Source organism: Amycolatopsis sp. NPDC051128 (assembly GCF_040682715.1).
Classification (GTDB): domain Bacteria; phylum Actinomycetota; class Actinomycetes; order Mycobacteriales; family Pseudonocardiaceae; genus Amycolatopsis.
The window spans coordinates 316165-338654 of the sequence record NZ_JBFBBN010000001.1 but is presented as its reverse complement, the minus strand read 5'-3'; the positions used below and the strand labels follow the sequence as shown (position 1 = coordinate 338654).

Sequence of the window (22490 nt, the reverse complement as noted above, 5' to 3'; positions counted from 1 at the left end):
GCGGGCGTCCCCGGAGGGTCCGCAGCGGCTCCAGCGGCGAGCCGTAGAGCGTGTCGACCGGGGTGGGTCTGTGCAGCCATGGACGACAGGCTGACATCGGCGGCCTCGCGCGCCGCCCGCATCCGCCTGCCCAGCTCCCTCATCGCTCCGCCTTGATGCCGCATCCAGTACGCCGTTATCGAATCATCCCGTTCCGTGACACTCAGGCTACCTGACTGACGTGCGGTCGGGTCAGCCGTAGTACCAGGTCATCGACCTCGCGAGGCATTCCGCGGCGCTCCCGGCGCTGGCATCGGACAACATCCGCGCGCCCCACACGATCAACGCGGCGTCCGCTGGGTTGCGGGTGAGAAGTTCGCCGATCACAGTCTTGGCGTCCGCGCCGACATCTGCGTCGTCGATGACGAGCGCCAAATCGGGGTCGTCGAGGTAAGTCCGTGCGACCGTCGGGTCGGTAGGGTCGATCATCGTCGTTCTCCCCAAGTGGGCTCCCGCCTGCCTGAGCGGCGGGCGGTCGGAGTGTGCACAGCGCCGTCTCGTCGCCGTGGTCCGCACGGCGGCGGAAGACACGACTGCGGTATCGCTTGTGTCAGGGGAACGTGCGGGAGCCGAACCTCCCGTTCGGTGGCGGTCAGTTCAGCTGGGTGGGGCATGGTCGGACCTCCGAGCACAGGTTGTGAGGGATGGGGGCTGGCCGGGTCTGCGCGGCGCGTGCGCTGACCCGGCCAGCCCGGAACCGGGCTTCGGCTCGCCTGGGGGAAGGCGTGCCGAACTCGGGGATTCCCGGTTCATTCAGGTGGCCTCGCCCGACGGGCGGTGTGTGGACGGGCCCGGGACATCCAGGGCCGCGGTGGCACCGGTCAAGGCCCCGTTCTGCGGGCGGCACGGTCGACGTCGCCGGCTGGGCCTTGACCGGTGTCGCGGGCCCTGGTCGCGTGATCGAGGCCGCACGCCGCCCCGCGAGGTCACGCGTGGCCGGGAGCCACGGCATCGGTCGCAGATTCGCGATCGGCCGCCCATGCGATGAGGTCGGCGGCGACGGCGTGAACGGAGTCGTAGCTGGGCTGCTCGTCATCGGGCAGGTTAGGATGCAGGACGGATCCAGTGAGGTTGCGAGACTCGTAGCGGTCGAACAAGCCGGTGGCGATGCGACCGACCGCGCCGAGGGCGTGGCCGTCGACGCGGACCTGCCAGACGTGATCGAACCGGTAAGCCGCGCGGGCCGGTGCGGTGCGGGGTGGTGTTCGGATAGCGGTAGGCGGCCCACCAGTTGGTGACCGACCAGTCGATGATGCGGTCTCTGGCGTTGACGATCGCGGTGACCGCGTCGCGGGCCAGCGCCGGACCGACGAGGTCGGCCAGCATTGTGAGCGCATCCCGCGCCGCACCGATCGCGGACAGCGCCGGCGCGGCCTGCTCCCGCAGCGCCGACGCGTCGAGGTGCCCAAGTTCGGTGTTCCGGTCGGCGTAGACGCGGGTGTCGGTGACTCCTGGGACCCAACGAGGGGCGAGGGCGTCAAGGCAGGCGAGGCAGCGGTAGACGCTCGGACGGGACACCGCGATGGAGATGCCGTGCCCTGTGTTCGTGCAGCCGCCGGTGCCGCACGCGACTGGCAGGATGGTGCTGGTACTCATGGCGACTCGTCCTCTCGTGAGCAGAAAGAGCGAGCGACGGCGGGACCGGGGTGCTCAGACGGCGGCGAGGACCTTGCGCAGGGTCGCGGCGGCGGCGCGGTCGTGCTTGGCCAGCTCACCGGTCATCACCCGGGTCATGTTCCGTTCGGCGCGGGTGGCGCCGCGGATGACGGCTTCGTGGTGCAGGTGGGTGTTGACCGCCTGCACGACACCCCACCCGGTGTTCTTCCACGGGCTGACACGGCTGTCGCTGGTCCACAGCCGGGTCAGTGCGGATCGCTTGCTGGCGGCGTTGGTGCGTGCCCGGCCCGGCTCGGCGGGGATCGGGGTGTGAGCGTCGAGGAACGCTTTCCAGGCGCGGTCGGTGACGGTGGTCTGGCACAGTTTCCTGACTTCGACGGCGAAGTCGTCGGCGACGGTGTGCACGATCTGTAGGGCTTCGCGGGCGGTGAGCAGCTGAAGGGTGCAGTTGCGCTTGTGGACGATGGCAATGTCCTGGCCGTCTTCGCGCAGGCCGATGTTCATGGTGTTGTCGCAGACGACGTTGGTGGCGACGCGCTTGTAGCGGGTTTTCAGGCTGGCGTCGTGGCTGGAGCAGGCCAGCAGGTTGGGCCGGAACTCCACGCCTTCGGGCGTGACGATGTTGTCGGGAACTTCGACGCTGACCCAAGCTTGCTTGCGTTCGCGCACCAGGCCGGCAGAGCCGATGGCCAGGCCGTCGTCAAGCAGGGCGGCGACGTTGTCCAGCAGCCAGGTGCCGTACTGGTGGATGCCGTATTCGTCGGTGTGGATGGCGAGAAGGTCGCCGGTGTCGGAGGCGGTGACGCCCAAGTGGTGCTCGGCGAGGCGGAGCCCGAAGCCGTCTTCGACGAACACCCGGGCCGGCTGGGCGGTCCAGTCGAACAGGCGTCGTTTGACCTCGGTGATGGGGATCGGACCGGGGTAGTGGTTCGGTTCGATGCCTTGGTCTTCGGCGCGGTAGTGCCAGGCGTGGCCGCGTTTGTCGGTGAATCCGATGAGAACGTTGGTGTTGAGCCACTTACTGGTTTCCTTCGACACAACGATCGCCTTTCGGTGTGGCGCGGTGCGAGCGGTTGCCCATGGGTGGGGCGGGCTCGCGGGTGGACGGCCACGGCTCACCAGGCCGAGTGCCGGCGGTGCACAGGCCCCGAACCGCGGAACGAGCCCCGCGGTGCGGACTGGTGGTCGTGCACCGCCGGCGCGGGCCTGGTTCCCTCGGCCCGGTCACACCGCGATGGCCGGACGCCCGACACCTCGGAACCGCCGATCCACCGGGGCACAAGGCCGGGACGTCACCCGACCTAATCTCGCGCCGTTGCAGGCGATCCCACTTGGAGACGGCGTCGACGATCTTCAGGTCGCTCGCCGAGGCCGAGCAGGCGCAGGACGTACCCGATGTCCAGCTCGGTGAGGGCCGATGCGGCCACCGAGCCGGTATCCAGGTCACGCAGCGGAAGCGGTCGAGCCTGGCCGTGGTGGCGGCGTTTCAGGATCGCCACCGGGAGATGGTTGAAGACGCGCGGTTTCAGTTAAGCGCTTGCGTTGTTCTCTGCGTGAGTTGTTAACACAGAGGAAGTTGTCGGGGAAAGGTTCACGACCGTCAGCCCTCGGCAAAATTGACGTTGCTTATCGGTAGTCACTAACCAAGAGGCATGAGGTTTCGGTACTTTGTCACGATATAGTTGCCACGGATGCGCGGTAACACGACGTGTAAGCTATGCGATTATAGGTTAAGGTCGACCTTATTGACGAGGGGGCAACGGTGGAGATCAAGCTCAGCATCGTCGAAGACGATGTCCAGGAGTCGCTTCACTCACTTTACGAATGGTTGTTGGATGACCATGATATCCGGTCAGGTTCAAGTGTAACTCCCGTGGCAGCGGCACCGGTCTCTGGCGATATGGCGGGTGAGCTTGAGTTAATAAGCCTCGTTGTTTCCTCGGGGTTCAACATTGCTGGCCTGGTGGTTGCAGTGGCGAATTGGCGTTCAACACGAACAAAACCGAGGCCTGTCTGTATCGAGATTGACGGGGTTAAAATAACAGTAGAAAACGATGAGCCTGAAACTGTAGAACGAGCGAAAAAGCTCCTGGCGGAGATGTCATCGATAAGGGAAAACCGACTGGAGTCTTGATTCATGTTAGCCGATCCGACGCGGTCACGTGCTGTCCTTCTGGGTACTCATCACTACGACCACCTGGAGGACATTCCTTCAGTGGCAGACAACGTCGAACGGCTTCGTCAGTTATTGACCGATCCGACCATTTGGGGACTGCCAGAAGCCAACTGTACCGTCTGGTTGCAACCCGATCGTGCAGAATCAGCCGCTACTATGCTCGAAGACGCGGCTACTGCCGCGACGGACACGTTGATCTTCTACTACGCTGGTCACGGATTGACGGCGTCTAAAACACTAGAACTCGGGTTGGCGGTTGTTAATTCACGCATAAACGCCCGACATACGGTGTTGCCGTTCGAGTGGATACGTGACCCGGTGTTGGCAAGCAGGGCTACAAGAAAAGTTGTTATACTCGATTGCTGTTACAGTGGCAGGGCGATCGGGGGCTTGGCCGGAGGCGAAGACTTCGCGCAGGAGGCCGAGATAGAGGGCACTTACATATTTACGGCCGCCGCGGAGACGAAGAAAGCTTTGGCTCCGCCCGGAGAGAGATACACTGCATTTACCGGCGAACTAATCAACGTGCTCGAAAGCGGCGTTGATGATGGGCCTCCCGTCCTGAATATGGCAACCGTATACGAAAACGTACGAGCAGCTTTGGTTAGCAAGTCCAGGCCGGTCCCGCAGCAGAGAAATCGTAATACTGCCGACCGAATTGCATTTGCTCGTAACAAGGCATATCATCGAGCCAAAGGTTCTTCGGCGCAATCAAGCGTCCAAGAGCATCGTGCTCAATCGCAATTTGGCCTTGCTGAGGCATTGCGAGTAAAGGCCGAGAATTCTGGTGATGTTAGTGCGCTCGACGAGGCTATCGCGCTCTATCGTGAGGTGCTGCAGATTGCTTCCGTCGACTCCGCTGATAAGGCCCTATATTTGGCGAAACTTGGCGACTCCCTCAGGGTGCGCATAGAGCTTACCGGAGACCGCCTGTCTCTATCGGAAGCGGTGTCGGTACTCCGGGACGCAGTTACTGCCGCTCCTGAGGCTCATACTTATAAGTCGATCAGCCTTGCGGCCCTTGGTAATGCCTTGCGGCTGAGGGCGCAAGTTACTGGAGACAGTGGAGCGCTATCTGAAGCTGTACAAGTCCTGCGTGCTGCGGTTGAGGCCAGCCAGCCAGGGCGACCGGAGCAAGCGAGTTCGCTTGCGATCCTGGGCACGACGCTCTGGGGAGTTGCCGCAACACGTCACCAGCCTACGGCGCTCGAAGACGCGCTGGACGCATGGGAGAAAGCCTCAAAAGTTGGCAATGCACCGACTCGATCGCGGATCGAGGCGGCGCAACGCGCCGGACATGCGGCTATTGACCGCGGTGAGATTGAACGAGGCAGCGCCTCGCTTAATCTCGCTGTACGTCTGCTGCCGAAGCTAGCTTCTTGGAATATTGATCTCATTGATAGAGAGCGACAGCTGGCTGACTTTCTTGGGTTGGCCTCCGATGCCGCCGCAGTCCAACTCATGCGCGGTCGGGTCGACGAAGCGTTAGAGCTCCTCGAAAGCGGTCGCAGCGTATTATTTAGCAGAATACTTGAGCTGAGACCAGACTTCGAGTCACTGCGAATGGCAGCTCCCGAACTGGCGATAGAGTTCGAAGAAAAGGTACGTGAGGTATCCGTTGACTGGACTACTCTCGGTGAGGACGTAGACGGCCAATCCGAATGGCCACCACAAGTTGTCCAAGGACAAGCTTCAGATTCTCGCCATCGTGCCGCAGAGCGCCTCGAGGAACTGATTGAAGATGCTCGGCGCGTTCCTGAGGCGGCGCAGGTTCTGCAACCGCTAGCGATCGACCAAATCCGCAGCGCCGGACTGCATCAGCCGGTAGTTGTGGTTAACGTCAGCCGCTACCGCTGCGACGCACTTATTCTACATCGCGGTGATCTGCACTTGCTAGAACTGCCCGACCTGACGGTGGACGCGGTGAATACGCGAGCTGCTGAATTCCTGGGCGCGACCGACCCGAATGCGCACATCGGCGCTTTCGAGGAAAGAATTACACGCCAGCAGACTATCTCGGATACTCTCGAATGGCTGTGGCAGTCATTAGCGGAGCCGGTGCTAAACTATCTGTGTTATACGGACTCTCCAGATGACGGCGACTCTTGGCCGAGAATATTCTGGTGTCCGACCGGACTGCTTTCCTTGCTGCCAATTCACGCGGCTGGACGTGAAAGTCAGCAGGGAGTTGATCCCCCTTCCGCTGTGATTGACAGAGTTGTATCGTCATATACAACGACAATACGTGCGCTTATCCTGGCGGAATCAAGGATAAGTCTGCCGGAATTCGGTGACGAAACGGCTCCTCTGCTTGTCGGACTGCCTTCTACCCCAGATTTCGCCGAACTGCCGGGCGTAGCTAGGGAGATACACCTTCTATCAGACCTCTTCCCTAAAGCTGCCATTTTGTCGGGCAGGGAAGCGACGAGAGCGGCCCTTCGAGATTCCCTGCCCAGTCGGCCGTATGCACACTTCGCCAGTCATGCAATAAGTGATGTGGACCACCCTGTAAATAGTGGGCTTGCGCTTTGGGACGGGCTCTTCTCGGTGCGAGATATCTGCAAATTGCACATCGATGGTGCTCAGTTGGTCGTTCTTTCAGGATGCTCTACGCAGCATACAGCCCCAAGGCTGGCAGATGAGGCAATCCATATTGCATCGGCCTTTCAGGTTTGTGGATACCGTCATGTTATCGGTACGATGTGGCCCATCGACGACCAAGTGGCGCCAATATTCGCCAAACTGTTTTACGGAAAATTAAAGGACGGTAATTCGGATCCGGCTTTTGCGTTACATCAGGCTACGTTGAACCTGCGCAGCAGGTATCCGAATATGCCTTACCTGTGGGCTGCGCAAACGCACCTGGGTCCGTCACGGGTCGCCCTGGGTGAAACGATCGCTTCCAATGCGTCGTCCGAAATTGTGCTGAGGCAGAGAGCGCGGTAGTCCAGTAAAATTGTTGTGGCTGGACCCAAGGCGATACAGCCGCGCGGCGGCTTCCAGTCCGATATCGCGGCACCAGGCTAGCAAATTGATCTTGGTGAGGCCGGGTGCTGTATCAGCGGGTACTGGACGCGCCACGGGCGCCACCGGGCGGTGACTGCGGGGGCCCGGCGTTGCTCGCCGGGCTCGAGTCCGACGTAGAGGACGGTCTTGGCCGGGTCGGTGTGCTCGGTCAGCCATCGTCGACAGGGCTACTGTTTCAGCAGTTGCGAGCATGGGGCAATCCGGGCGTTCCCGAGGTAGCTGCGCTGCGTGAACAGTTCGAACGGGGTCCGGCCGACGCAGACCCGGGTAATCGGGATCCCGAGCCGCGCGGAGGCGTCGGCGTTGAAACGGTAGAGGTCGCTGTCCTCGATCAGTACGTCTGAGAAGAGCAGGTTGATCGGGTCGTCGGAGTGTTCGCGGCGGACGAGTTCGGTGGCGGCCCAGGACCCGATGCCACCAGACCATTGGATCACGTGGTGCACGAGATGACCTCCGTGAGAGGCGGGGCCGTGGCGCCCCGGAGCGCGCAACGATGCCCGGGACGCCGCGGCCGAGTTGGTTGTCGGGGACGTGGGCTACCAGCGGGTGGCGCAGACCTGGGCGGCGATGAGGTCCAATTCGTGCTCGACGACGTCGGCCCGAGCGTGCTGCTGGAACAGCACGCCGACGGCGGTGGCGCCCAGGGCGTCGTGGGCGTGGGCCAAGGCGCGGGCGGTGAGGCTGTGGTCGGCGCGGCGGCTGAGGGTGCTGGCAGCGATCAGGGTGGCCAGGCGCGCACGAGTCCGGGGTTCGGGACTGCCGCGGTAGAGGGCCATCCACAGCTGCTCGACTCGCTGCGGGTCGAGTTTGGTCGGGAGCAGGAACAGCGGCCCCGTAGACGGCGTTGTTGTTCAGCGCGGTCGTCACCGCGAACGCCGCGACGTCGTCCACGAGCTCGCCGCGGCTGGCGTGGATGGTGGCGTGGTTGATGAGCCGCTTGGCCTCGTCGCCGCGGTGCACCAGCGTCGACAGGATCCGGCGCGCGAATCGGCCGACATGGGCCGGCAGAGTTTCGCCGGGCTCGGCGAAGGGCAGGCCCCAGGTCGGTGTCGGGGCGTCCCCGGCGAGCTGGACCGCTTCGGAAAAGTCGAGATCGGCACGTGGGGCGATGACGGTGCCGAGGTGGGTGGGGCGGCGGTAGTCGCGCCAGGGGGCGCCGGGGCGGGTGCGCGGGGCCCAGTAGCGGCCGATGACGGTGTGCCCGGCGGGGCGCAGGTCGGTCTCGAGCGCGGCGATCGCGGCGCGCAGCGGCAGCCAGTTCCGGGAGTGGTTCTCGGCGATCACGACCACGACCAGGTCGGTGTCACGGTCGGCTGGCAGGGCGGCCCGTACGTACTCGGCGATCTCGCGGGTGGTCAGGCCGCGCACCCGGGTTGCCGGGAAAGCCGCGCCGGTTGGCGAGGTGAGGCGCCCTCGGGTGGTGGTACGTGCGTGGGATGGCAGGGCGATGACGTGCAGGGTGTCGGTGCAGGTGTCGGGCAGGGATCCCATCAGTTCCCCCGGGGTCAGGTACGCGGTCATAGTCGGCGCTCCTCGGATCGGCCTCCCCGGCGGGTGGGCCGTGGGAGGCGGTGGCGGCTCACGAAGGTGTGAGCCGCCACCGCCCGAGCGCGCGTCCGACGGCGGCCGGTGACGCTCGTCTGCGTCACCAGGTCTGCGCGGGTTCTGGGCCGCCGTCGGGGCGTGCGCTAGCTTCGGCTGGCCACCTCCGCCGGGACGGCCGCCTCCGGATCGGTGTCCACCTCCTCGGGGTCGTCGATCACCGTGATGACGTCGTCGGCGGAGGTGACCAGGCGGGCTGTGCCGTCTTGGATCAGCCGGTGGCACCCGGCTGACACGGCGGAGGACACCGGCCCCGGCATGGCGAGGACGGGTCGGCCGAGCTCGGCGGCGAGGCGCGCGGCGTGGCGGGCGCCGCTGCGCTGTCCGGCCTCGATCACGACCGTTGCGCGGGTGATCGCGGCGAGAAGTCGGTGGCGCTGAAGAAACCGGTGGCGCGCGGGTGGCATGCCGGGCGGGTACTCGGACACGATCGCGCCGGAGGTGGCGATCCGCTTGAGCAGACCCACGTGTCCGGCCGGGTAGCCGCAGTCGATCCCGCACGGCAACACGGCGACGGTGCCGGCTGGGCGATCGGTCGCCAGTGCTCCGCGGTGAGCGGCGCCGTCGATGCCGTAGGCGGCGCCGCTCCACACCGCGACGTTCCGAGACGCCAGCGTGTAGGCGAATTCCGCGGCGTGGTGCTCGCCGTACTCGGTAGCGGCCCGTGCTCCGACGATTGCGACCGACCGCGTGGACGCCAGCTTGTCCAGCCGCGGCTCGCCCTGGATCCACAGGCCCAGCGGTGGCCCGCCGAGGGTTCCGTCGTCGGCGGCCAGGGTGCTGAGGCCACCGAAGACATCGGCCGGCCACTCGTCATCTTCCGGAATGACGAAGCGGGCGCCGAGCTCCGCGGCGGTGCGAAGGCCGGCCTCGGCGCGCATCCAGTTGGCGTCGAGGCGGGTTTCGGTGAGGACGTCGGCGGGTGCGGTGCGTTCGCTGACGTGGTGGGCGGCGTCGACGGGCCCGACCTCGACGAGGTAACGGGCGAGGATCGGGTTGGTGGGTTCGGTGGCGTGCTGGAGAAACGCGCGGGCACGCCGTGCGTCGGTGGAACTGGACACGAAGACTCCCTTGTACGAGTTGCTGAACAGGCGGCGGGCGATCACGATTCGTCGGGGAAGCTCCGCACGCGGATCTCGCGGCCCCGGCGTTCGACGACGGTGCCCACCGGCCACATGGCGGCCAGCAGCAGCAACTCCACCGCAGCATCGATGACACCGTTGCGCGTGTCGGCGTTGTCTTTCCAGCCGAGTGCGAGGAGACCGGCGTGGAAACGGCCGACGTACTCCGCGGCTGTCATGTCGGTTTCGACGACCTCGGCGGTGGTCGAGGTCTGCCGGCTGGTGATGCCGACGAAGCTGCGGGCGCAGCCGCAGATGGGCGAGTCCGGGTCGTCGTGGCATTCGCCGGGAAGATCGACCAATTCCGTACCCGGAATGCTGTGGGAGTCGTTGTCCCGTGCGCCTTGGGTGCGGTGGGTGGAGACGAAGTATTTCAACACGGATTCCTCCTCGGTGCCTGCGGCCCGGGTGGGCCGTGGACGCGGCCTTGACCAGCGGGCCCCGCGGGTCTGGGGCAAGCCGCCCGGAGGGTGACGGTCGTGTCCCTCGTGGACTGTGGGCTTGCCCCGGACCCGCGGGTCTGCTGCACTGCGCTGCAGCCACTCCCAGCCGTGGTCGCACGGTGGGGGAGGTAGTCGTCGAGTGCTGCGTTTCGCGCACAAGATGACACTCAAAGTTATTACCAGAAAATCCGCCACACTTGTGGCGAATTACTGGTTTCTGAGGCACTCTGGTTTCAGAAGGTGATCCACTGTGGTCCACAGGGAGCGACCACAGTGGACCCTTCTGGGGACCCGGGCCGCTCTCAACCCCCGGCGGCAAACGGGTTCCCGGCTCGGGAGGGGGCACTGGGGAGGGCGCCTCTCCCGAGCCGAAAACTTCAACAACCGCCGATGTACCAGCCGCTTTCGACGGGTGGTGACGTTCCAGGCTGGAGGCGACGGCCTGGACTGAGCGTCGGTTTCCATGCGTGCGTTGACGAGCCGCTGCCCTCGCGCTCGAACGAGCTCTTCTTCTGGGCGGCCGCGACGCGCCAGAGTCGACGGGAGTCCCTTTTCATGACAACGAGTCTTCTGTGCGCGAAGCGGATCGCGGCGTCACTGCTGACCTTCGGTGCTCTCGCGAGCGCGACGATGGCAGCGGCGGTACCGGCCAACGCAGGCGAAGGCCCGCCTGCCGCCGATGTGGCGTCCGACCAGCCGGACGCGGGCGCACTCGGCGAGGGCAAGGCCGACGCGGACGCACCGGCGGTCTCACCCGATGGCATCCTCGTGTGGTCCAAGCCGACCTCGACTCACGCGCGGCCGATGTCGGCCGCGACGGCGCAGGGCTGGATCGCGGTCACCGCGACCGCGAACGGTGCGCGCATTCGGTCGCGGCCCGTTGATGGTCCGGTGTTGGGCACGATCGGCTACGGGGCCGGGTTCTGGGTGTCGTGCACGCGCGGAGCATCCGACGGGCACGCGTGGGGTTGGTCCTATCGCGGTGGCACCTACGGCTGGGTCCGCGGGGATCTGTGGGAGGTCGAGCAGCACACCGGTCCCGGTGGTGGTGGAACACCGCAGGTTCCGCGGTGCCCGTAACGTCGCGGCGGCGCCCGCCGGGTGCCGTGCGTGGGCGGGTCGGTCCGGCCGGCGTACCTCCTCGGTTGGGCCGAAGTCATGGTGGCTGGGTAAATGTCGTGCTAATGACTGGCTGGTGGTATGCCGTCTCGCCACACGCACGGTGTGCTGGCTCCGATGTTGAGGCGGCCCGCAGAGGATGCTTCGAGACTCATGAGGTAGTCGTCTCGTGATGCGTTGAGGAAGAGGTCATGGGGGCGTTTGTCGGCCTCCACGTGCCAGCCGTTGGCCGTGAACCAGGTCTTCAGCTTGTCGAAGTACATGGCGTTGGCTGCCTGGTCGATCCCGTCGACCCAGTAGTTCACGCTCGTCAGCACTTTGCCGGTGGGTCTGTCGGCGGAGTCGTTGCACTGCAGTGGCTGAGGTCCTTGGTCGGTCAGGTGGAACCCGCTGGCGAAGACAGCGTTAGCTGCGTCCTTGACCATCTTGTCCGCGGTGGCCTGAACCTCGACGAGTGACGCGGTTTTTTCCATGTCTCCCTGCTCTCCGCACGCCGACACCGTGAACAGCAGCACCGTCACCGAAGCGACTGCGAGGGCGCACGTGATAATTGTCCGAATCCTGCTGCTCACGGTCGGCCTCCGGCGATGACGTTTCCCATTGACCTGAGCGAATCGGACCGGGGCAGCCAGTAGTCGCCGTGCGAGCTCAGCGGGTTGGTTGAGTCGGACTGGAATGTTTGTCCGCCAAACCATGCTGTCGTCGGATCGGGTCCCAAAGGGTCGATCTTGTCGGCCGCGGGGTTGTCGAAGTTGGTCAGCGCCGGGATTGGATCGGTGGGCGCCTTGGTGGAGTAGAGGTGCTGGCCGACTTGGTCGGGCGGGACGCCGTCGAGGCGCAGATCGTTGGCGTGTTGGACGCCGACGCCGGGGCTGGCGACCATGACGAGATTGTCGGCCGGGAGCCCGAGGTCTCGGGCGGTCTGTCCGACGACGGTGGTGCCGTAGCTGTGCCCGATGATCGTTGTGTTCACCTCGCCTGGCTGGTGGGTTACGCCCAAGCCGTCCTGGAAACGTCGGAGGGAGGATTCGGCATGGTCGGCGTAGCTGGGGCTGGCGGCGTCGACGAGGGTTTGCGGGGCGTCGTAGCCTGCCCAGGTGATGACCGAGGTCGACGGTGACCCCGCGCGCTGGGCGGCTTGGACCATGGCGTCGGAGCGGTTGATGTCGGTGGCCATGCCGTCGTTGATGCCGGCGGTGGTGCCGGGGACGTAGGTGGCGACGTTGACGGCGGTGTCGGGGTTGCCGATCGCGATGATGGCCTGCCCGGAGTTCTGGGGGTTGATGCCGAGCAGGTAGGCGTGGGGCTGGCCGGGCAGGGGGTTGGTGAGGCGGTCGTTGATCTGGTCCATCCCGGTCAGTTTGCCGCTGAGGCTGTCGCGTTGCCGCTCGAGGTCGAAGTACTTGGTCTGCTGGGTGGGGTCGCTTTGATTGAGGTCGTCCATCTGGTGCTGCAAGTCGTCGCGTTGCCGTTTGAGGTTGTCGTACTGCTGGGTGAACACGACGCGGTTGGCCTTGTCTCGGACGTCGGCGGGGAGGCCGTCCATGGCGCCGAGCGCGCCGGGCCGGTCGTGCAGCAGGATCGCCTGGCCGGCGGGGGACAGCGAGTTCCACCAGGCGGCCGTCTGGGACGGTGTCGCGGTGGGTGGGGGCTCGGGCAAAGTCAAGCCGGGGTCGCGGGCGCCGTCGGCGGCCGCGGCGGTGACGGTGATTTCGTCGCCGGTGCCGAAGTCGCCTTCCTGGGCACGTTTGAGGACGGAAGCGAGGTCGGCGTCGATGTCATCGGCGGTGCGCAACGCCTGGGTGACCGCGTCGGCGATCTGAGTGCGGATTCTGGCGCGGTCCTCGGGATGCATGTCCGGCGGGGCGTGGCCGGCGGGGAAGGTGTCGGTGACGGTGCCGTCCTCGGCGATGCGATAGCCGTATTTGCTCGCAAGGGCTTCGGCGTCGGTGATGGCGTGCTGGACGCCGGTGATGGCGTCGGCGGCCTGGCTGATCGCTTTGGCGACTATGCTCGCCCCGGCCGCCATCTTGTCGATCCTGGACATGAGGCTGTGGTGGGCCGAGCCGGCGGTGTCGGCGGACGGGCCGGACCAGCCTTCGACAGGCATCACTTTGCCGAAATCGTCACCTGAATGGGTGAGGCTCTGGAGTCGCTGCTGCACAGTTCGGAAGATCTCGTCGAGTTGTCCGGTGTTCCACCGTTTGACGTCGGACAGGGCCACCATCAGCGCGGCCCGTGCAGACGGCCGGCGTCGGCGGTCGCGGTTGCGGCGTCGTGGTCGCCGGTTTCGTAGCGATCCGCGGCCAGGTTCAGGTCGCTGCCGTAACGCTCGGCTTCGGTGCACCAGCCGCGGAACGTCATGCCCCAGCTCGCCCCAAACGAGGATGCCGCAGGCGCCGTTTGGCCGCCGGGGAGGGCTTCGGCTAGGCCGGTGACGGGTTGGGCACAGTCGGCGCCGCGCAGCTGGCTAAGCGCGTCGGCAATGGCTCGCCCGGCGGCTCGGAGCGCGTCAGGCACCGTCCGGAATCCCATGTGTTCCCTCCCCGTAGTTGCCGAATCACACTACGGGACATCAGCGAGTTGCTTCAACGCGTCGGGGCGCCCGGGAGGTCGATGAAGAACAGGTCAGGTGGGGATACGCAGGCGCGGTGAGTAGAAATACTCAGCTCGGCGGTTCGGCCGTCCCGTCGGCATCGTCCAGCGTGATCTCTGGAGGCTGGGTGGGCGCGGTGTCGAGGCTGGCGGCGATCGTGTCGAGCAGCTGAGCGAGCTGATCTGCGGAGGCTGGTGGCACGGTGCCGGCTTGGGCGGCGGCGCGCGCTCGGCCTGCCGCCGAAGCGATCGCGGCGGAAATATCGTGCGGGTCGACGTCAGGAGCCTGGGGGTCCATGGGTCCTTTCTGGGAGTTGGAAAGACTGTTGGCCAGAGCCGTGCTCGTCGTGCGTCTCGACGACATCGATGGCTACGATTCGACGTGGAAGAGAAGGAAGCGACCGCCTTCTCGATGGTCGTAAGCGTGGAGGGCTGGGGAGCCGCACTGCAGCGTCACGATGCCTCTGCTGCGTCGGGTAACTCGGTAGGTCCGGCCAGCGTGCCTTGCAGCGCTTCTTCGACGTCCTGCAGGTCAATGGCATGGCGGCGCAGCCTTTGCGTGGCGCATTGGTAGGCGGTGAGCGTGTCGCGATCGGCCAGATAAGTGCTGGCGCACCAAGAAGCCGTGCTACGACGGTGACTGGCGGAATGCGTTTCGCTGTTCCCAGCTTGACAGATCTTGGGCATGGAGGCCGAGGCTGGTGGCCAGCTGACGCACCCCGACGTGGCGGGCGGGCGGAGCGCCAAGCCGACGGCGATGGCCGCGGGGTCTGGACGGTGTTCGTGCCTTGGTGTGGGTAGTGGATTGGCAAGCGCATTGTGGCTTCTTCCGGCGTGTGAGACGTGGTCAGTGTTGGGTTGGCGCGGTGGTGACGTCAGTGAGGGTGTAGGTGGTTCTGGCCTCCTTGTTCAGACCGGAGGCTGCGTGCTGTCCGGGTCGTGGGTTGGCCACTGCGACGTCGGCGCTCGGGACGGTTGCGTAGGCAAGCTGCGCAGACCGTGCAGCACACGGGCCATGACTTCCGGGTCCGGTGGTTTCGGTGGGCGACGGGCCGGCGCCTCGGGCCGACCGGCGTACGGGCGTGGTGGAAGCACGGGCGGCAAGCGTTCGGTGGGTTCTGTGGCCGGGATCGGCTGGATGACCGGTAGGACTTCCGTCGGGGCGCTGGCGGCGTCAGCCTCGGCGTGTTCGCGGGCTACCCGATACCGGATGCTCGCCACGCTGTTGGGGCTGCGCTGTATCTGCCGGTTGCGCTGGACGTCGCGGAGGATCTGCGTAACGACCAACACCATCGGCAATGCCAGACAGGCGAGCACGACCAGTACGCCGACGTTCACCGATCTGGCGGCTCGGGAGGGTCGGTGATCTCTGCGGGACGCGGCGAGGGGAGCTTGTCGGCGTAGAGCCGCAACACCTCAGCCAGCGCTACCAGCAAACCAGCCGTCTCGTGGAGTTGGTCTGACGTCGCTGTGCTCGCGCGCAGGCGCACGGCTACTGCGATGAGCTGTCGGCCGGTGATGCTGACTCGGTCCGCCAGTGTCAGCGGGGCTGCTGGTCTCTCCCGGTTGTCGACATGGGTCGTCAGCACGTCCGCCAGCTCCAGCAGGAGTCCGGCGAAGGCCCGCTCCCGTTCGGAGGCCATGGTGCCGGTGAGGAGCTCGTGACTGATCTCCGGCACATGTTTGGTCACGCCGGCCAGCGCCCGTACTAGTTCAGCTGCTTGCTGGTCCATCGGGTGGCTACTCCGCAGTCCGGCTGCGCATCGCGTGCACCTGCGCCCCTGTGTCCAGAGCCAGGCGTTCGCACATTGCGTCCTGCAGCAGCGTGTTCAAGGCCAGGTGCCGCAGACTCGGCACCACCACGTGCCGGGCGTCCGCCTGGACCAGTTCGGCGATCAGTTCTTCGAAGCCGTCGCGGGCGCCGCAGTGGAACTCGAAGAAGAAGCGGACGAAATACAGCCCCAGGCTGTGTGCATACCGGATGACTGCCTGCTCGAGGCCGCGCACCTTGCGGTCTGGCAGGCCGGCCGGAACGCGCATGTAGCCGTAGGCCAGCGGAGTGGTCAGGCAGCTCGTGGCGTCGTCACCCGGGCTCAGCAATGTTGCGGTAGGCATCAGAGGCCGTCCCGCAGGCGCGCAGCCTGTCGCACTTTGGCACACGGCCAGGGCTGGCTGCACATCGCGCAGCCGCTGTGCTTCGTCGACGGCCGATGTACGACAAGGTAGACGTGCAGTAACGCGTACATCTGAAGTGGCTCAAGGCTGCATTCTGCAGATCGGCGCATGGATTGCACGACGGGATGGGACACCGGATCGCCTCGTTCATTGCTCGCGGTTGTTGACCGGCACCCCGACGACCGGGACATAGCGCGGGCGAACAAGAGATAGTGCGTGCGGGAGTTCGCCCGAGACCTCGGAAGGGAGAGGAAGATCCATCGGCCGCCGGGGTGCCGTAGACGACCATGGAGCGGTCCCGCCGGGTCCACCAGGGCACGAACCGGAGGGAATCTGCCCCGGCCTTGCATTGCCGGGTCTGACCTGCGGTAATGTGGCGAACGCAGGGTGTAGTCAGAGGGGTGATTATGAGCGGACGACGATTCGGCTTCATTCGAGCCCGCAAGAAAGCGTGCTTCACCCAGGAGTCGTTGGCCCACGCCCTCAACCTCGACCCCACGACGGTGGGCCACTGGGAGCGCGGGCGGACCGAGCCGCTGCCTTACAAGCGGCCGAAGTTGGCCAAACTGCTAGGCGTCACGCCAGACGAGCTGGAGGACCTCCTAGCCGAAGGCACCGACCGCGAGGTACCGAAGCCAGCTCCGGCCGCCCGCTCCACCATGCCGGGCACCCTGACAACGGACCGTGCATCGCTGCCTGAGCCGCCGGTCAAGGTGCCAGCGCCGCAGTACGAACCGTCCCTGACCGATGCTCTGACCACGCTGGCGATCGTGGCCGGAGTCGACGGGCAGGGGTTTGATGACCCCGAGGTCGCAGCTTTCTCCGGCCAGCTACCCGCGAAAGCCATTCGCGGTTGGCGTGCGGGTGCGATCATCGACGACGTGCCGCGCTCAGGCGAGCCCGCCCGCGAGCGCGATATCGATGAAATCATTGTCACCACCAAATCCCTTGACCAGCTGGACCGTCAGTTCGGCGGGGACTACAGCCGGCGACTGGCCGCAAAGTACCTGACCGACCGAGCGTTGCCACTCCTGCACCGTCCGGCCTCTGACTCCGTGCGCCGGGAGCTGTTCGAGGCGACCGCCGTGTTGTGCGAGGTCGTCGGCTACATGGCCTACGACGCCCAGCTCCACCGCAGAGCTCAGCACTACTTCATCCAGGCCCTGCGCTTCGCCCAGGAAGCCGGTAATCAGGCATACGGCTCGTTCGTGCTGGGCACGATGAGCCACCAGGCGTTGTACCTGGCCCGACCTGACCAAGCCCTGACGTTGGCCCAGGCAGCCGAACGGAGCGCGCCGTCTCAGTCGCTGGCCGTCGTCTCGACGGAGGCGGCCATGCTCGAAGCCACGGCCAGTGCCGCGCTCGGCGACGCTCGTGGCAGCACCCAGGCTCTGTGCCGAGCGGAAGTCTCGTACGAGCGGCACACCGCTGCCGAAATGCCGTACTGGATGACCCACTGGGATGAGTCGGTCTTTGCCAGCTTCGCCAGCTCGGCCTGGCTTGATCTCGGCGACCGCAAGGCGGCTGAACCTTACCTCCAGACGCTGTGGAGTGGAGCTGGCCAGCAGGTCAGGCGGCAGGTGTTCGCCGCAGGCCAGCTCGCCCGGGCGGCGCTGCTGGAGCACGACGTGGAGCAGAGCGCCCACTATGGCAGCATGGCGGCCGAAGCCGCGGCGGCCACCGGGTCGAAGCGCTCGCACCGGATTGTTCGTGACCTGCTGGTTCGCTTGGGTGGCCATCAGGAACTGCAGCCGGTCCGCGCGCTGACCGACACGGTGACCGCGCTCCTACCAAGCGAGGCACCTTGAGTGACGAGCAGCCCAACCACTGCGGCGAGCGCGCGGTGTTCGCGCACGATCTGCGCGATGAGAGTGAACCCGAGGTTGAATTCAACCCCGGTATTGCGGCTCGGCTGCCCCGCAAGAACGTGGCCGCAGGCGTACTCATCCGTGACGAGGCCGGGCGGGTACTGTTCATCTCGCCGACGTACAAGCCGTTCCTGGAGATCCCCGGCGGCCTGACCGAGGACGACGAGTCACCGCTGGCCGCTTGCCACCGCGAGGTGCGCGAAGAGCTGGGCATTGACCTCGTGGTCGGTCGGCTGTTGCTCGTGGACTGGATGCCGACCCATGGCGTGTGGCGCGACAGTATCCAGCTCATCTTCGACGGCGGCAGTCTGAGCGCGGAGCAGACCGAGGCGATCCGGCCGGCGGCCGACGAGGTGGGTCGCTTCGAGTTCCTTGAGATCGACGCCGCAAAGTTGCGGTTGCGACCGTCCATGGCCAGGCGCGTCGAGTTGGCGCACCGGGCGCTCGTTGACGGCGAGGCGTTCTACGGGGAGTTCGGGCGCACGCCTTACAACGGTGGAGCCACATGCTGAAGGTGCGCAGGCGTGGATCTTGGCCAGGCTCGCCGAGGATGAGGCGGCCGTCGGGAGACGCCAACAGCTCACCGAACGGCTCGTCGCAGGAGCGGCGAGCTAGCTCCGCGTCTCCTCGACCCGCCAGTTCAAGTGCTCGGCGCTGCCACCTTCGATCGGGAGTCGCCGCGACTTCGGGCAGGTCGTACGTGTGCAGTGCCTTGATCTTTGTGGTCAGGTCCGTTACCCGGTCCGCGGTCGTTTTGATGGTTCTGTCCGCCAGTTTCGATCGCGTTTTTCTGCGGGAACCGACCGCACCCTGCTCGGCCGGGAGGCTTGTGTTCGCGAACAGTGACCGCACCCGGGCTAAGGCCGTCGGCGGCGTACCGGTGTGCCTGAACGAGCCGGTGCACGACCGGTACTCTGGGGCGAACTTCCCTGCCGGGCAGCAGGTGCTGCAGGGTGTTACCGGTCGCTCCGGACGGGCCACTCCGGACAAACCGCTGGCGGGCGGTGACGTTGAGGACAAGCAGGTCGGTTGGCCTCAGTTCGAGCCTGATGCCAGCCCGAGTGGAGTCATTGAAAGGATCAGAAGGGAGCAGGGCCGATGGGCGTCGAACTGTTGGTCTCATTACTCAAAGGCGCGACAACCGCCAACGGCATCCGTAAGGCGCTGCTCGACGGGTCGGTCGCTGACCAGGCAGTCCTTGAAATCGCTGCGGTGAGCGAAGAAACCGCAGGAAGATTATTTCGGGAAGCGTTCTCACTTCCACTGAGAGAGCAAGAGGTGAACCTCAGCCAAGTGGTGGTACTGCTCGAAACCGCCGTAACCGCTGGCGGCCACGCTAAAGGACTGCGCCGATACTGGCTGTGCTACGGTATCCCTCCTTTGCTGGCACAATTTCATAGACTTATATGGCTTGCAGTCGTATATCAACTGCTCGGGCAGGGTGTCAAAGCTGTACACCGTGTCCAATCCGCAAAGGAAATACTTCCCGCCCTCAAGGAATGCCTGGAATCGGACGTTCTTAGCTTGGAATATTTCCCGCAAACCCGCACTGAACAATACGCTGGTCCCGGCAAGAGCACGCGTGCTCGGCAAGCGATAAGAAGGGAGCGCTACGCGGAAACACTGGCCAAACTAGCCCACGTCTGCGGGCAAGTCGAATGCCTCGGTCCGTGAGATACGCAGCACCAACAGCAGACATCCGCCACGGGTCCCGGCCCGAACCTGTGATGTTTCGGCATCACCTGACACAGGTTCGCGCGAACATGTGCGCTTTGCCGAACGGCTTGTTCGAGGTCACGATCAAACCGAGCCGACAACACCAGCTCCCGACGCACGAAACAGGAGCTGGTGCGCGTACTGGAGTACCTTCGCCCATGGGGCAACCGTCCAGCCGTTGTGCAGCTGGGCGAGGTTGTCGCCAGATAGCCCGGCGGAGGATGTCAGCCGAAACTCAACCAGTCGCGGACTGCGGCGATGACCTCGGCCTGCCAGACCTGGCTCTGCGGATTGGCGTAAGTCGGGTCATCGTGCACAGCAAAGCCATGCTGCGCACCCTCGATCTCAAGCAACAGATGAGGTGCTGTGAGGCAGCGATCCGCGTCTCGGGACGACTCCACTGGGATAAAGGTGTCTTTCGTGCCGTGTACGACGAGCGTGGGTGCTTGGATGTCGGCCAGTGCACGCCGGGCATCCAGCCAGAACACCTCGTTGAGTAAGGCCCGGCTCAGCTTGAAGGTGGGCGAGTGCGGCAAGAAGCCCTGCTCAGCCAAGTCGCGAGCAGCCTCTTCGGTCAGGAAGTCATCTCGCCAGAAGTCCTTTTGGTCCACGAATCGCTGCTTGTAGTCCAACAAGGGATTGAACAGAACCAACCGCTGGACGTCAGCCTGACGTCGAGCGGCGTAGTAGGCGGCCAGGCCACCCGAGAAACTGGCAGCGACGAGCGACGCAGCATCTACCTCGGCCTCCTGACAAATGTGAGCCCGAGCCGCTCGGATCGCGTTCAGGACCCCGGCGAGGGACAACTCCTCTTGACGGCCTTCGCTCTCGCCGTGGCCGGGAAGATCGAAGCGAAGGGACGCCACGCCGCCCTCGGCCAACCGGGTGAAGAAGCCCGCCTCATGACGAGTGACGCCACCACCGTGCACGAGTACGACTGCGTGGTTGCTTTGGCCGACCGGCTGGACCAGCGTGCCAACGAGGTTGAGGCCATCTAGCGACCGGACGGTGACGTCGATGCTGCGTGCGCTCATGGCTTGATCCTAGAGATCTGGACGCTGACCGTCGTGGGAGTCAGGTTTCAGCGTGCGGGCGTTCGACTCTTGCGGGAGGGAGGCCTCCTTTCGGGTGCTGGTGACTTCGAACGGCCGTCTGCCGTGATCATCCCTCTGGTGACCCGCTGAGTTCGCCACATTCCCGCAGGTGGCGCCGCCCAAGGCAAGGTCGGGTCAGTATCGGTCCGGTTTGTGCCCTGGTGGACCTGGCGAGATCGCTCCATGGTCATTTATGGCACACCGACGTTCGGTCGTACCGCTCCACCAGGTGACGTCGGACGTCCCTACCGCGGCGCGGTCCCGTCTCGCCTCGTGTTCGACGTGGTCCCGGCCGTCGGGGTGCCCCTAACCCACGAGGAGGCAACCGGTCGGCGCGCCTCGGCCAGAAGTTAATCCGATCCGACGCCGGACCGGTCCGGGGCCACTGCCCCTCTATCTGCGAAGGAGCGATCGATGACCGCGGCTTTTCCGGCGCCGAGGACGTCCCTGTCCGAGTTGCTGCACACCGTGCCCCAGGTTCTCCGCGGTGAAGACCGTATTCACGAGTTGGTGGCTGAGCTGCAGACCGCGCAGTTGGTTCCGGCAGTGTTCGTGCCCGGCATCAGGCACCAGAATGCAGCCGCGATCGTCGCTGCAGGGCTGCCAGAGGTGACCTACGGTCGCCGGACAGTGCACCGTCGCCTCGACGAGTACCTGTTCCTCGACATCGAGGCCGGGGGCGGCGTACGGGTCACGGCCTGCTGGGACGACCGTGCGGACCGCGTGCGGATGCAGAACGTCAATGGTTGGGCGGATGTGGATCTGTTCCTGCTGCGGCTGCGACTGTTCACCCGGTCGCAACTGCCCGCACTGGAGCGCTTTCTCGACGAGGTCGGCCGGCACATCGCCGATGAGATGCCGACCGGCTGGGTGCAGCAGCGTCTGCGCAGCGGTAAGGCCGTTGTGCTGGTGGACGGGATCGATGAACTGCTCGCCGAACGCCGGCCGGAGGTCCGGGCGTGGCTGGGCGAGCTGATCAGTGCGTTCCCGCGAGCCCGGTACGTCCTCACGAGCCGGTCGGCAGCGGTCGAGCCTGACTGGCTGGACGCGGAGGCGTTCACCGAGGTTGCGCTGCAGCCGATGACCCCGCGCGACGTCCGGACGTTCGTTGCACGCTGGCACGCCGCGATGCCGAGCGACGGACCATCACCGACCGTCGTGACGACCTGATCGCGGCCATCGGCACGCGGTCCGCGCTGCGGCGCCTCGCCGAGACCCCGTTAGTCATCGTGGATCACTAGCTGCAGGCTTCGTGCTCATCTTGCGGCGTGGTTGAAGGGAATGGCATGAGACCGCGTTAGTTGGTGCGGCGGGTGGCTGGCGGGCCGGGCGTTGCCCAGCACGCCAGCCGTCCGACTATCGTTAATCTGCGAGTTTCCGCAGCTCAGCTCCATACCGATCTGTGGTCTTGTGTACGCGTTGTGGAGCTTCACCTTGCGGCCAGCACTGCACAAGCAACAGCTCGGCCGGCCGCGACAATTCGTCGCCGACCGTTGGGTAGGCGGCTTTGTCTCTGTCGCGAGCGTGTATTCGCAGCCGGTATTCGCCCGGCCCACGATGGCTTATCATAGGCAGCTCGTCGCTGACGTCCGACATCAAGCCAACGATACGAAGTTGGCCACGGGGCGCTGCGAGGGAGACCTCCACGACGTCGTCCCATTCGCTGACCGATACGGATGGCTCATCGTCGTACAGTTCCACTCTGACCGACACGTATCCTGTGTGCGTACCACATGCGACGGTCGCGAGACCGGTCCGGTGTACATCGACGAGGCCGTTGCTTCGCCACGAAAGTGCGTCACCGTCATCGATGACATCGCGTTCGACGATCTGCAACTGGTGATAGCTGACGTGGACGTTTGCCTCGGCGGCTTGTCTTGGAGTGGCCATGGAAGCTG

The 22490-nt window shown here is 65.3% G+C and carries 24 protein-coding genes and 1 pseudogene; 7 read left to right on the top strand and 18 right to left on the bottom strand.

The features are described from left to right. Positions 1-231: 231 nt before the first annotated feature. The 4 genes from AB0M82_RS01515 to AB0M82_RS01500 form a co-directional block, all read right to left on the bottom strand. Positions 232-468: a hypothetical protein gene (locus tag AB0M82_RS01515; RefSeq protein ID WP_364716461.1), complete on the bottom strand. Its 237-nt coding sequence runs from the start codon at positions 466-468 to the stop codon at positions 232-234. A gap of 615 nt (positions 469-1083) precedes the next feature. After that, entirely contained in the window at positions 1084-1635 is a 552-nt protein-coding gene (locus AB0M82_RS01510) for a hypothetical protein (protein WP_364716458.1), read from the bottom strand. Positions 1636-1689: 54 nt separating this feature from the next. Beyond that, positions 1690-2694, bottom strand: a complete 1005-nt coding sequence (locus AB0M82_RS01505) for a DUF932 domain-containing protein (RefSeq protein WP_364716457.1) — start codon at positions 2692-2694, stop codon at positions 1690-1692. Between the two features lie 263 nt (positions 2695-2957). Then, positions 2958-3155 carry a hypothetical protein gene (locus AB0M82_RS01500; RefSeq protein WP_364716455.1) on the bottom strand — a complete coding sequence of 66 codons (198 nt, stop codon included), beginning with the start codon at positions 3153-3155 and terminating at the stop codon, positions 2958-2960. A gap of 263 nt (positions 3156-3418) precedes the next feature. Here AB0M82_RS01500 and AB0M82_RS01495 point away from each other — a divergent pair, with 263 nt between their 5' ends. Continuing rightward, entirely contained in the window at positions 3419-3790 is a 372-nt protein-coding gene (locus tag AB0M82_RS01495) for a hypothetical protein (RefSeq protein ID WP_364716453.1), read from the top strand. A gap of 3 nt (positions 3791-3793) precedes the next feature. Further along, complete coding sequence (locus AB0M82_RS01490) at positions 3794-6778, top strand: CHAT domain-containing protein (protein WP_364716451.1); 2985 nt, start codon at positions 3794-3796, stop codon at positions 6776-6778. A 248-nt stretch (positions 6779-7026) separates the two neighbouring features. Here AB0M82_RS01490 and AB0M82_RS01485 read toward each other — a convergent pair whose 3' ends face one another. The 4 genes from AB0M82_RS01485 to AB0M82_RS01470 all read right to left on the bottom strand — a co-directional run bounded on the left by AB0M82_RS01485 (position 7027) and on the right by AB0M82_RS01470 (position 9962). After that, positions 7027-7302, bottom strand: coding sequence for a hypothetical protein (locus AB0M82_RS01485; RefSeq protein ID WP_364716449.1), 276 nt, complete (start codon positions 7300-7302; stop codon positions 7027-7029). Between the two features lie 93 nt (positions 7303-7395). Beyond that, entirely contained in the window at positions 7396-7635 is a 240-nt protein-coding gene (locus tag AB0M82_RS01480) for a hypothetical protein (RefSeq protein WP_364716447.1), read from the bottom strand. Positions 7636-8547: 912 nt separating this feature from the next. Further along, positions 8548-9522 (bottom strand): DNA-processing protein DprA, encoded by a 975-nt coding sequence (dprA, locus tag AB0M82_RS01475; protein ID WP_364716445.1) that lies wholly within the window; start codon positions 9520-9522, stop codon positions 8548-8550. A gap of 41 nt (positions 9523-9563) precedes the next feature. Then, positions 9564-9962: a hypothetical protein gene (locus AB0M82_RS01470; protein ID WP_364716442.1), complete on the bottom strand. Its 399-nt coding sequence runs from the start codon at positions 9960-9962 to the stop codon at positions 9564-9566. Positions 9963-10580: 618 nt separating this feature from the next. Here AB0M82_RS01470 and AB0M82_RS01465 point away from each other — a divergent pair. After that, positions 10581-11105, top strand: coding sequence for a hypothetical protein (locus tag AB0M82_RS01465; RefSeq protein ID WP_364716441.1), 525 nt, complete (start codon positions 10581-10583; stop codon positions 11103-11105). 101 nt (positions 11106-11206) lie between these two features. On the opposite strand, the gene AB0M82_RS01460 is transcribed toward AB0M82_RS01465, so the two are convergent. The 7 genes from AB0M82_RS01460 to AB0M82_RS01430 all read right to left on the bottom strand — a co-directional run bounded on the left by AB0M82_RS01460 (position 11207) and on the right by AB0M82_RS01430 (position 15854). Next, on the bottom strand, positions 11207-11665 hold the full coding sequence (locus tag AB0M82_RS01460; RefSeq protein ID WP_364716440.1) for a hypothetical protein: 459 nt from the start codon (positions 11663-11665) through the stop codon (positions 11207-11209). A gap of 47 nt (positions 11666-11712) precedes the next feature. After that, the gene (locus tag AB0M82_RS01455) at positions 11713-13371 is read right to left on the bottom strand and encodes an alpha/beta hydrolase (RefSeq protein WP_364716437.1); all 1659 of its coding nucleotides are present in this window, start codon (positions 13369-13371) and stop codon (positions 11713-11715) included. Then, a complete protein-coding gene (locus AB0M82_RS01450) occupies positions 13371-13508 on the bottom strand; it encodes a hypothetical protein (RefSeq protein WP_364716436.1) in 138 nt (45 codons plus the stop codon). Before AB0M82_RS01450 ends, AB0M82_RS01455 begins: the two co-directional genes overlap by 1 nt. Positions 13509-13809: 301 nt before the next feature. After that, positions 13810-14037, bottom strand: coding sequence for a hypothetical protein (locus AB0M82_RS01445; protein ID WP_364716435.1), 228 nt, complete (start codon positions 14035-14037; stop codon positions 13810-13812). Positions 14038-14192: 155 nt separating this feature from the next. Continuing rightward, complete coding sequence (locus AB0M82_RS01440; RefSeq protein ID WP_364716434.1) at positions 14193-14426, bottom strand: hypothetical protein; 234 nt, start codon at positions 14424-14426, stop codon at positions 14193-14195. A 647-nt stretch (positions 14427-15073) separates the two neighbouring features. Then, a complete protein-coding gene (locus AB0M82_RS01435) occupies positions 15074-15472 on the bottom strand; it encodes a hypothetical protein (protein ID WP_364716432.1) in 399 nt (132 codons plus the stop codon). A gap of 7 nt (positions 15473-15479) precedes the next feature. Then, positions 15480-15854 (bottom strand): hypothetical protein, encoded by a 375-nt coding sequence (locus AB0M82_RS01430; RefSeq protein WP_364716430.1) that lies wholly within the window; start codon positions 15852-15854, stop codon positions 15480-15482. Positions 15855-16321: 467 nt separating this feature from the next. Between AB0M82_RS01430 and AB0M82_RS01425 the strand changes: the two genes are divergently transcribed. Both AB0M82_RS01425 and AB0M82_RS01420 read left to right on the top strand, forming a co-directional pair. Further along, on the top strand, positions 16322-17722 hold the full coding sequence (locus AB0M82_RS01425; protein ID WP_364716428.1) for a helix-turn-helix transcriptional regulator: 1401 nt from the start codon (positions 16322-16324) through the stop codon (positions 17720-17722). Next, a complete protein-coding gene (locus AB0M82_RS01420) occupies positions 17719-18294 on the top strand; it encodes an NUDIX hydrolase (RefSeq protein WP_364716425.1) in 576 nt (191 codons plus the stop codon). The genes AB0M82_RS01425 and AB0M82_RS01420 overlap by 4 nt, the downstream gene beginning before the upstream one ends. A gap of 99 nt (positions 18295-18393) precedes the next feature. Here AB0M82_RS01420 and cutA read toward each other — a convergent pair. Beyond that, positions 18394-18541: pseudogene (gene cutA / locus AB0M82_RS01415) on the bottom strand (divalent cation tolerance protein CutA); the annotation flags it as partial. 339 nt (positions 18542-18880) lie between these two features. On the opposite strand from cutA, the gene AB0M82_RS01410 reads away from it, so the two are divergent. Further along, on the top strand, positions 18881-19456 hold the full coding sequence (locus AB0M82_RS01410) for a hypothetical protein (RefSeq protein ID WP_364716423.1): 576 nt from the start codon (positions 18881-18883) through the stop codon (positions 19454-19456). A gap of 266 nt (positions 19457-19722) precedes the next feature. Here AB0M82_RS01410 and AB0M82_RS01405 read toward each other — a convergent pair whose 3' ends face one another. Beyond that, positions 19723-20532, bottom strand: a complete 810-nt coding sequence (locus AB0M82_RS01405; protein ID WP_364716422.1) for an alpha/beta fold hydrolase — start codon at positions 20530-20532, stop codon at positions 19723-19725. 474 nt (positions 20533-21006) lie between these two features. Here AB0M82_RS01405 and AB0M82_RS01400 point away from each other — a divergent pair, with 474 nt between their 5' ends. Further along, a complete protein-coding gene (locus AB0M82_RS01400) occupies positions 21007-21762 on the top strand; it encodes an NACHT domain-containing protein (RefSeq protein WP_364716419.1) in 756 nt (251 codons plus the stop codon). Positions 21763-21954: 192 nt separating this feature from the next. On the opposite strand, the gene AB0M82_RS01395 is transcribed toward AB0M82_RS01400, so the two are convergent. Continuing rightward, the gene (locus AB0M82_RS01395; RefSeq protein ID WP_364716416.1) at positions 21955-22482 is read right to left on the bottom strand and encodes a hypothetical protein; all 528 of its coding nucleotides are present in this window, start codon (positions 22480-22482) and stop codon (positions 21955-21957) included. Positions 22483-22490: the final 8 nt, after the last annotated feature.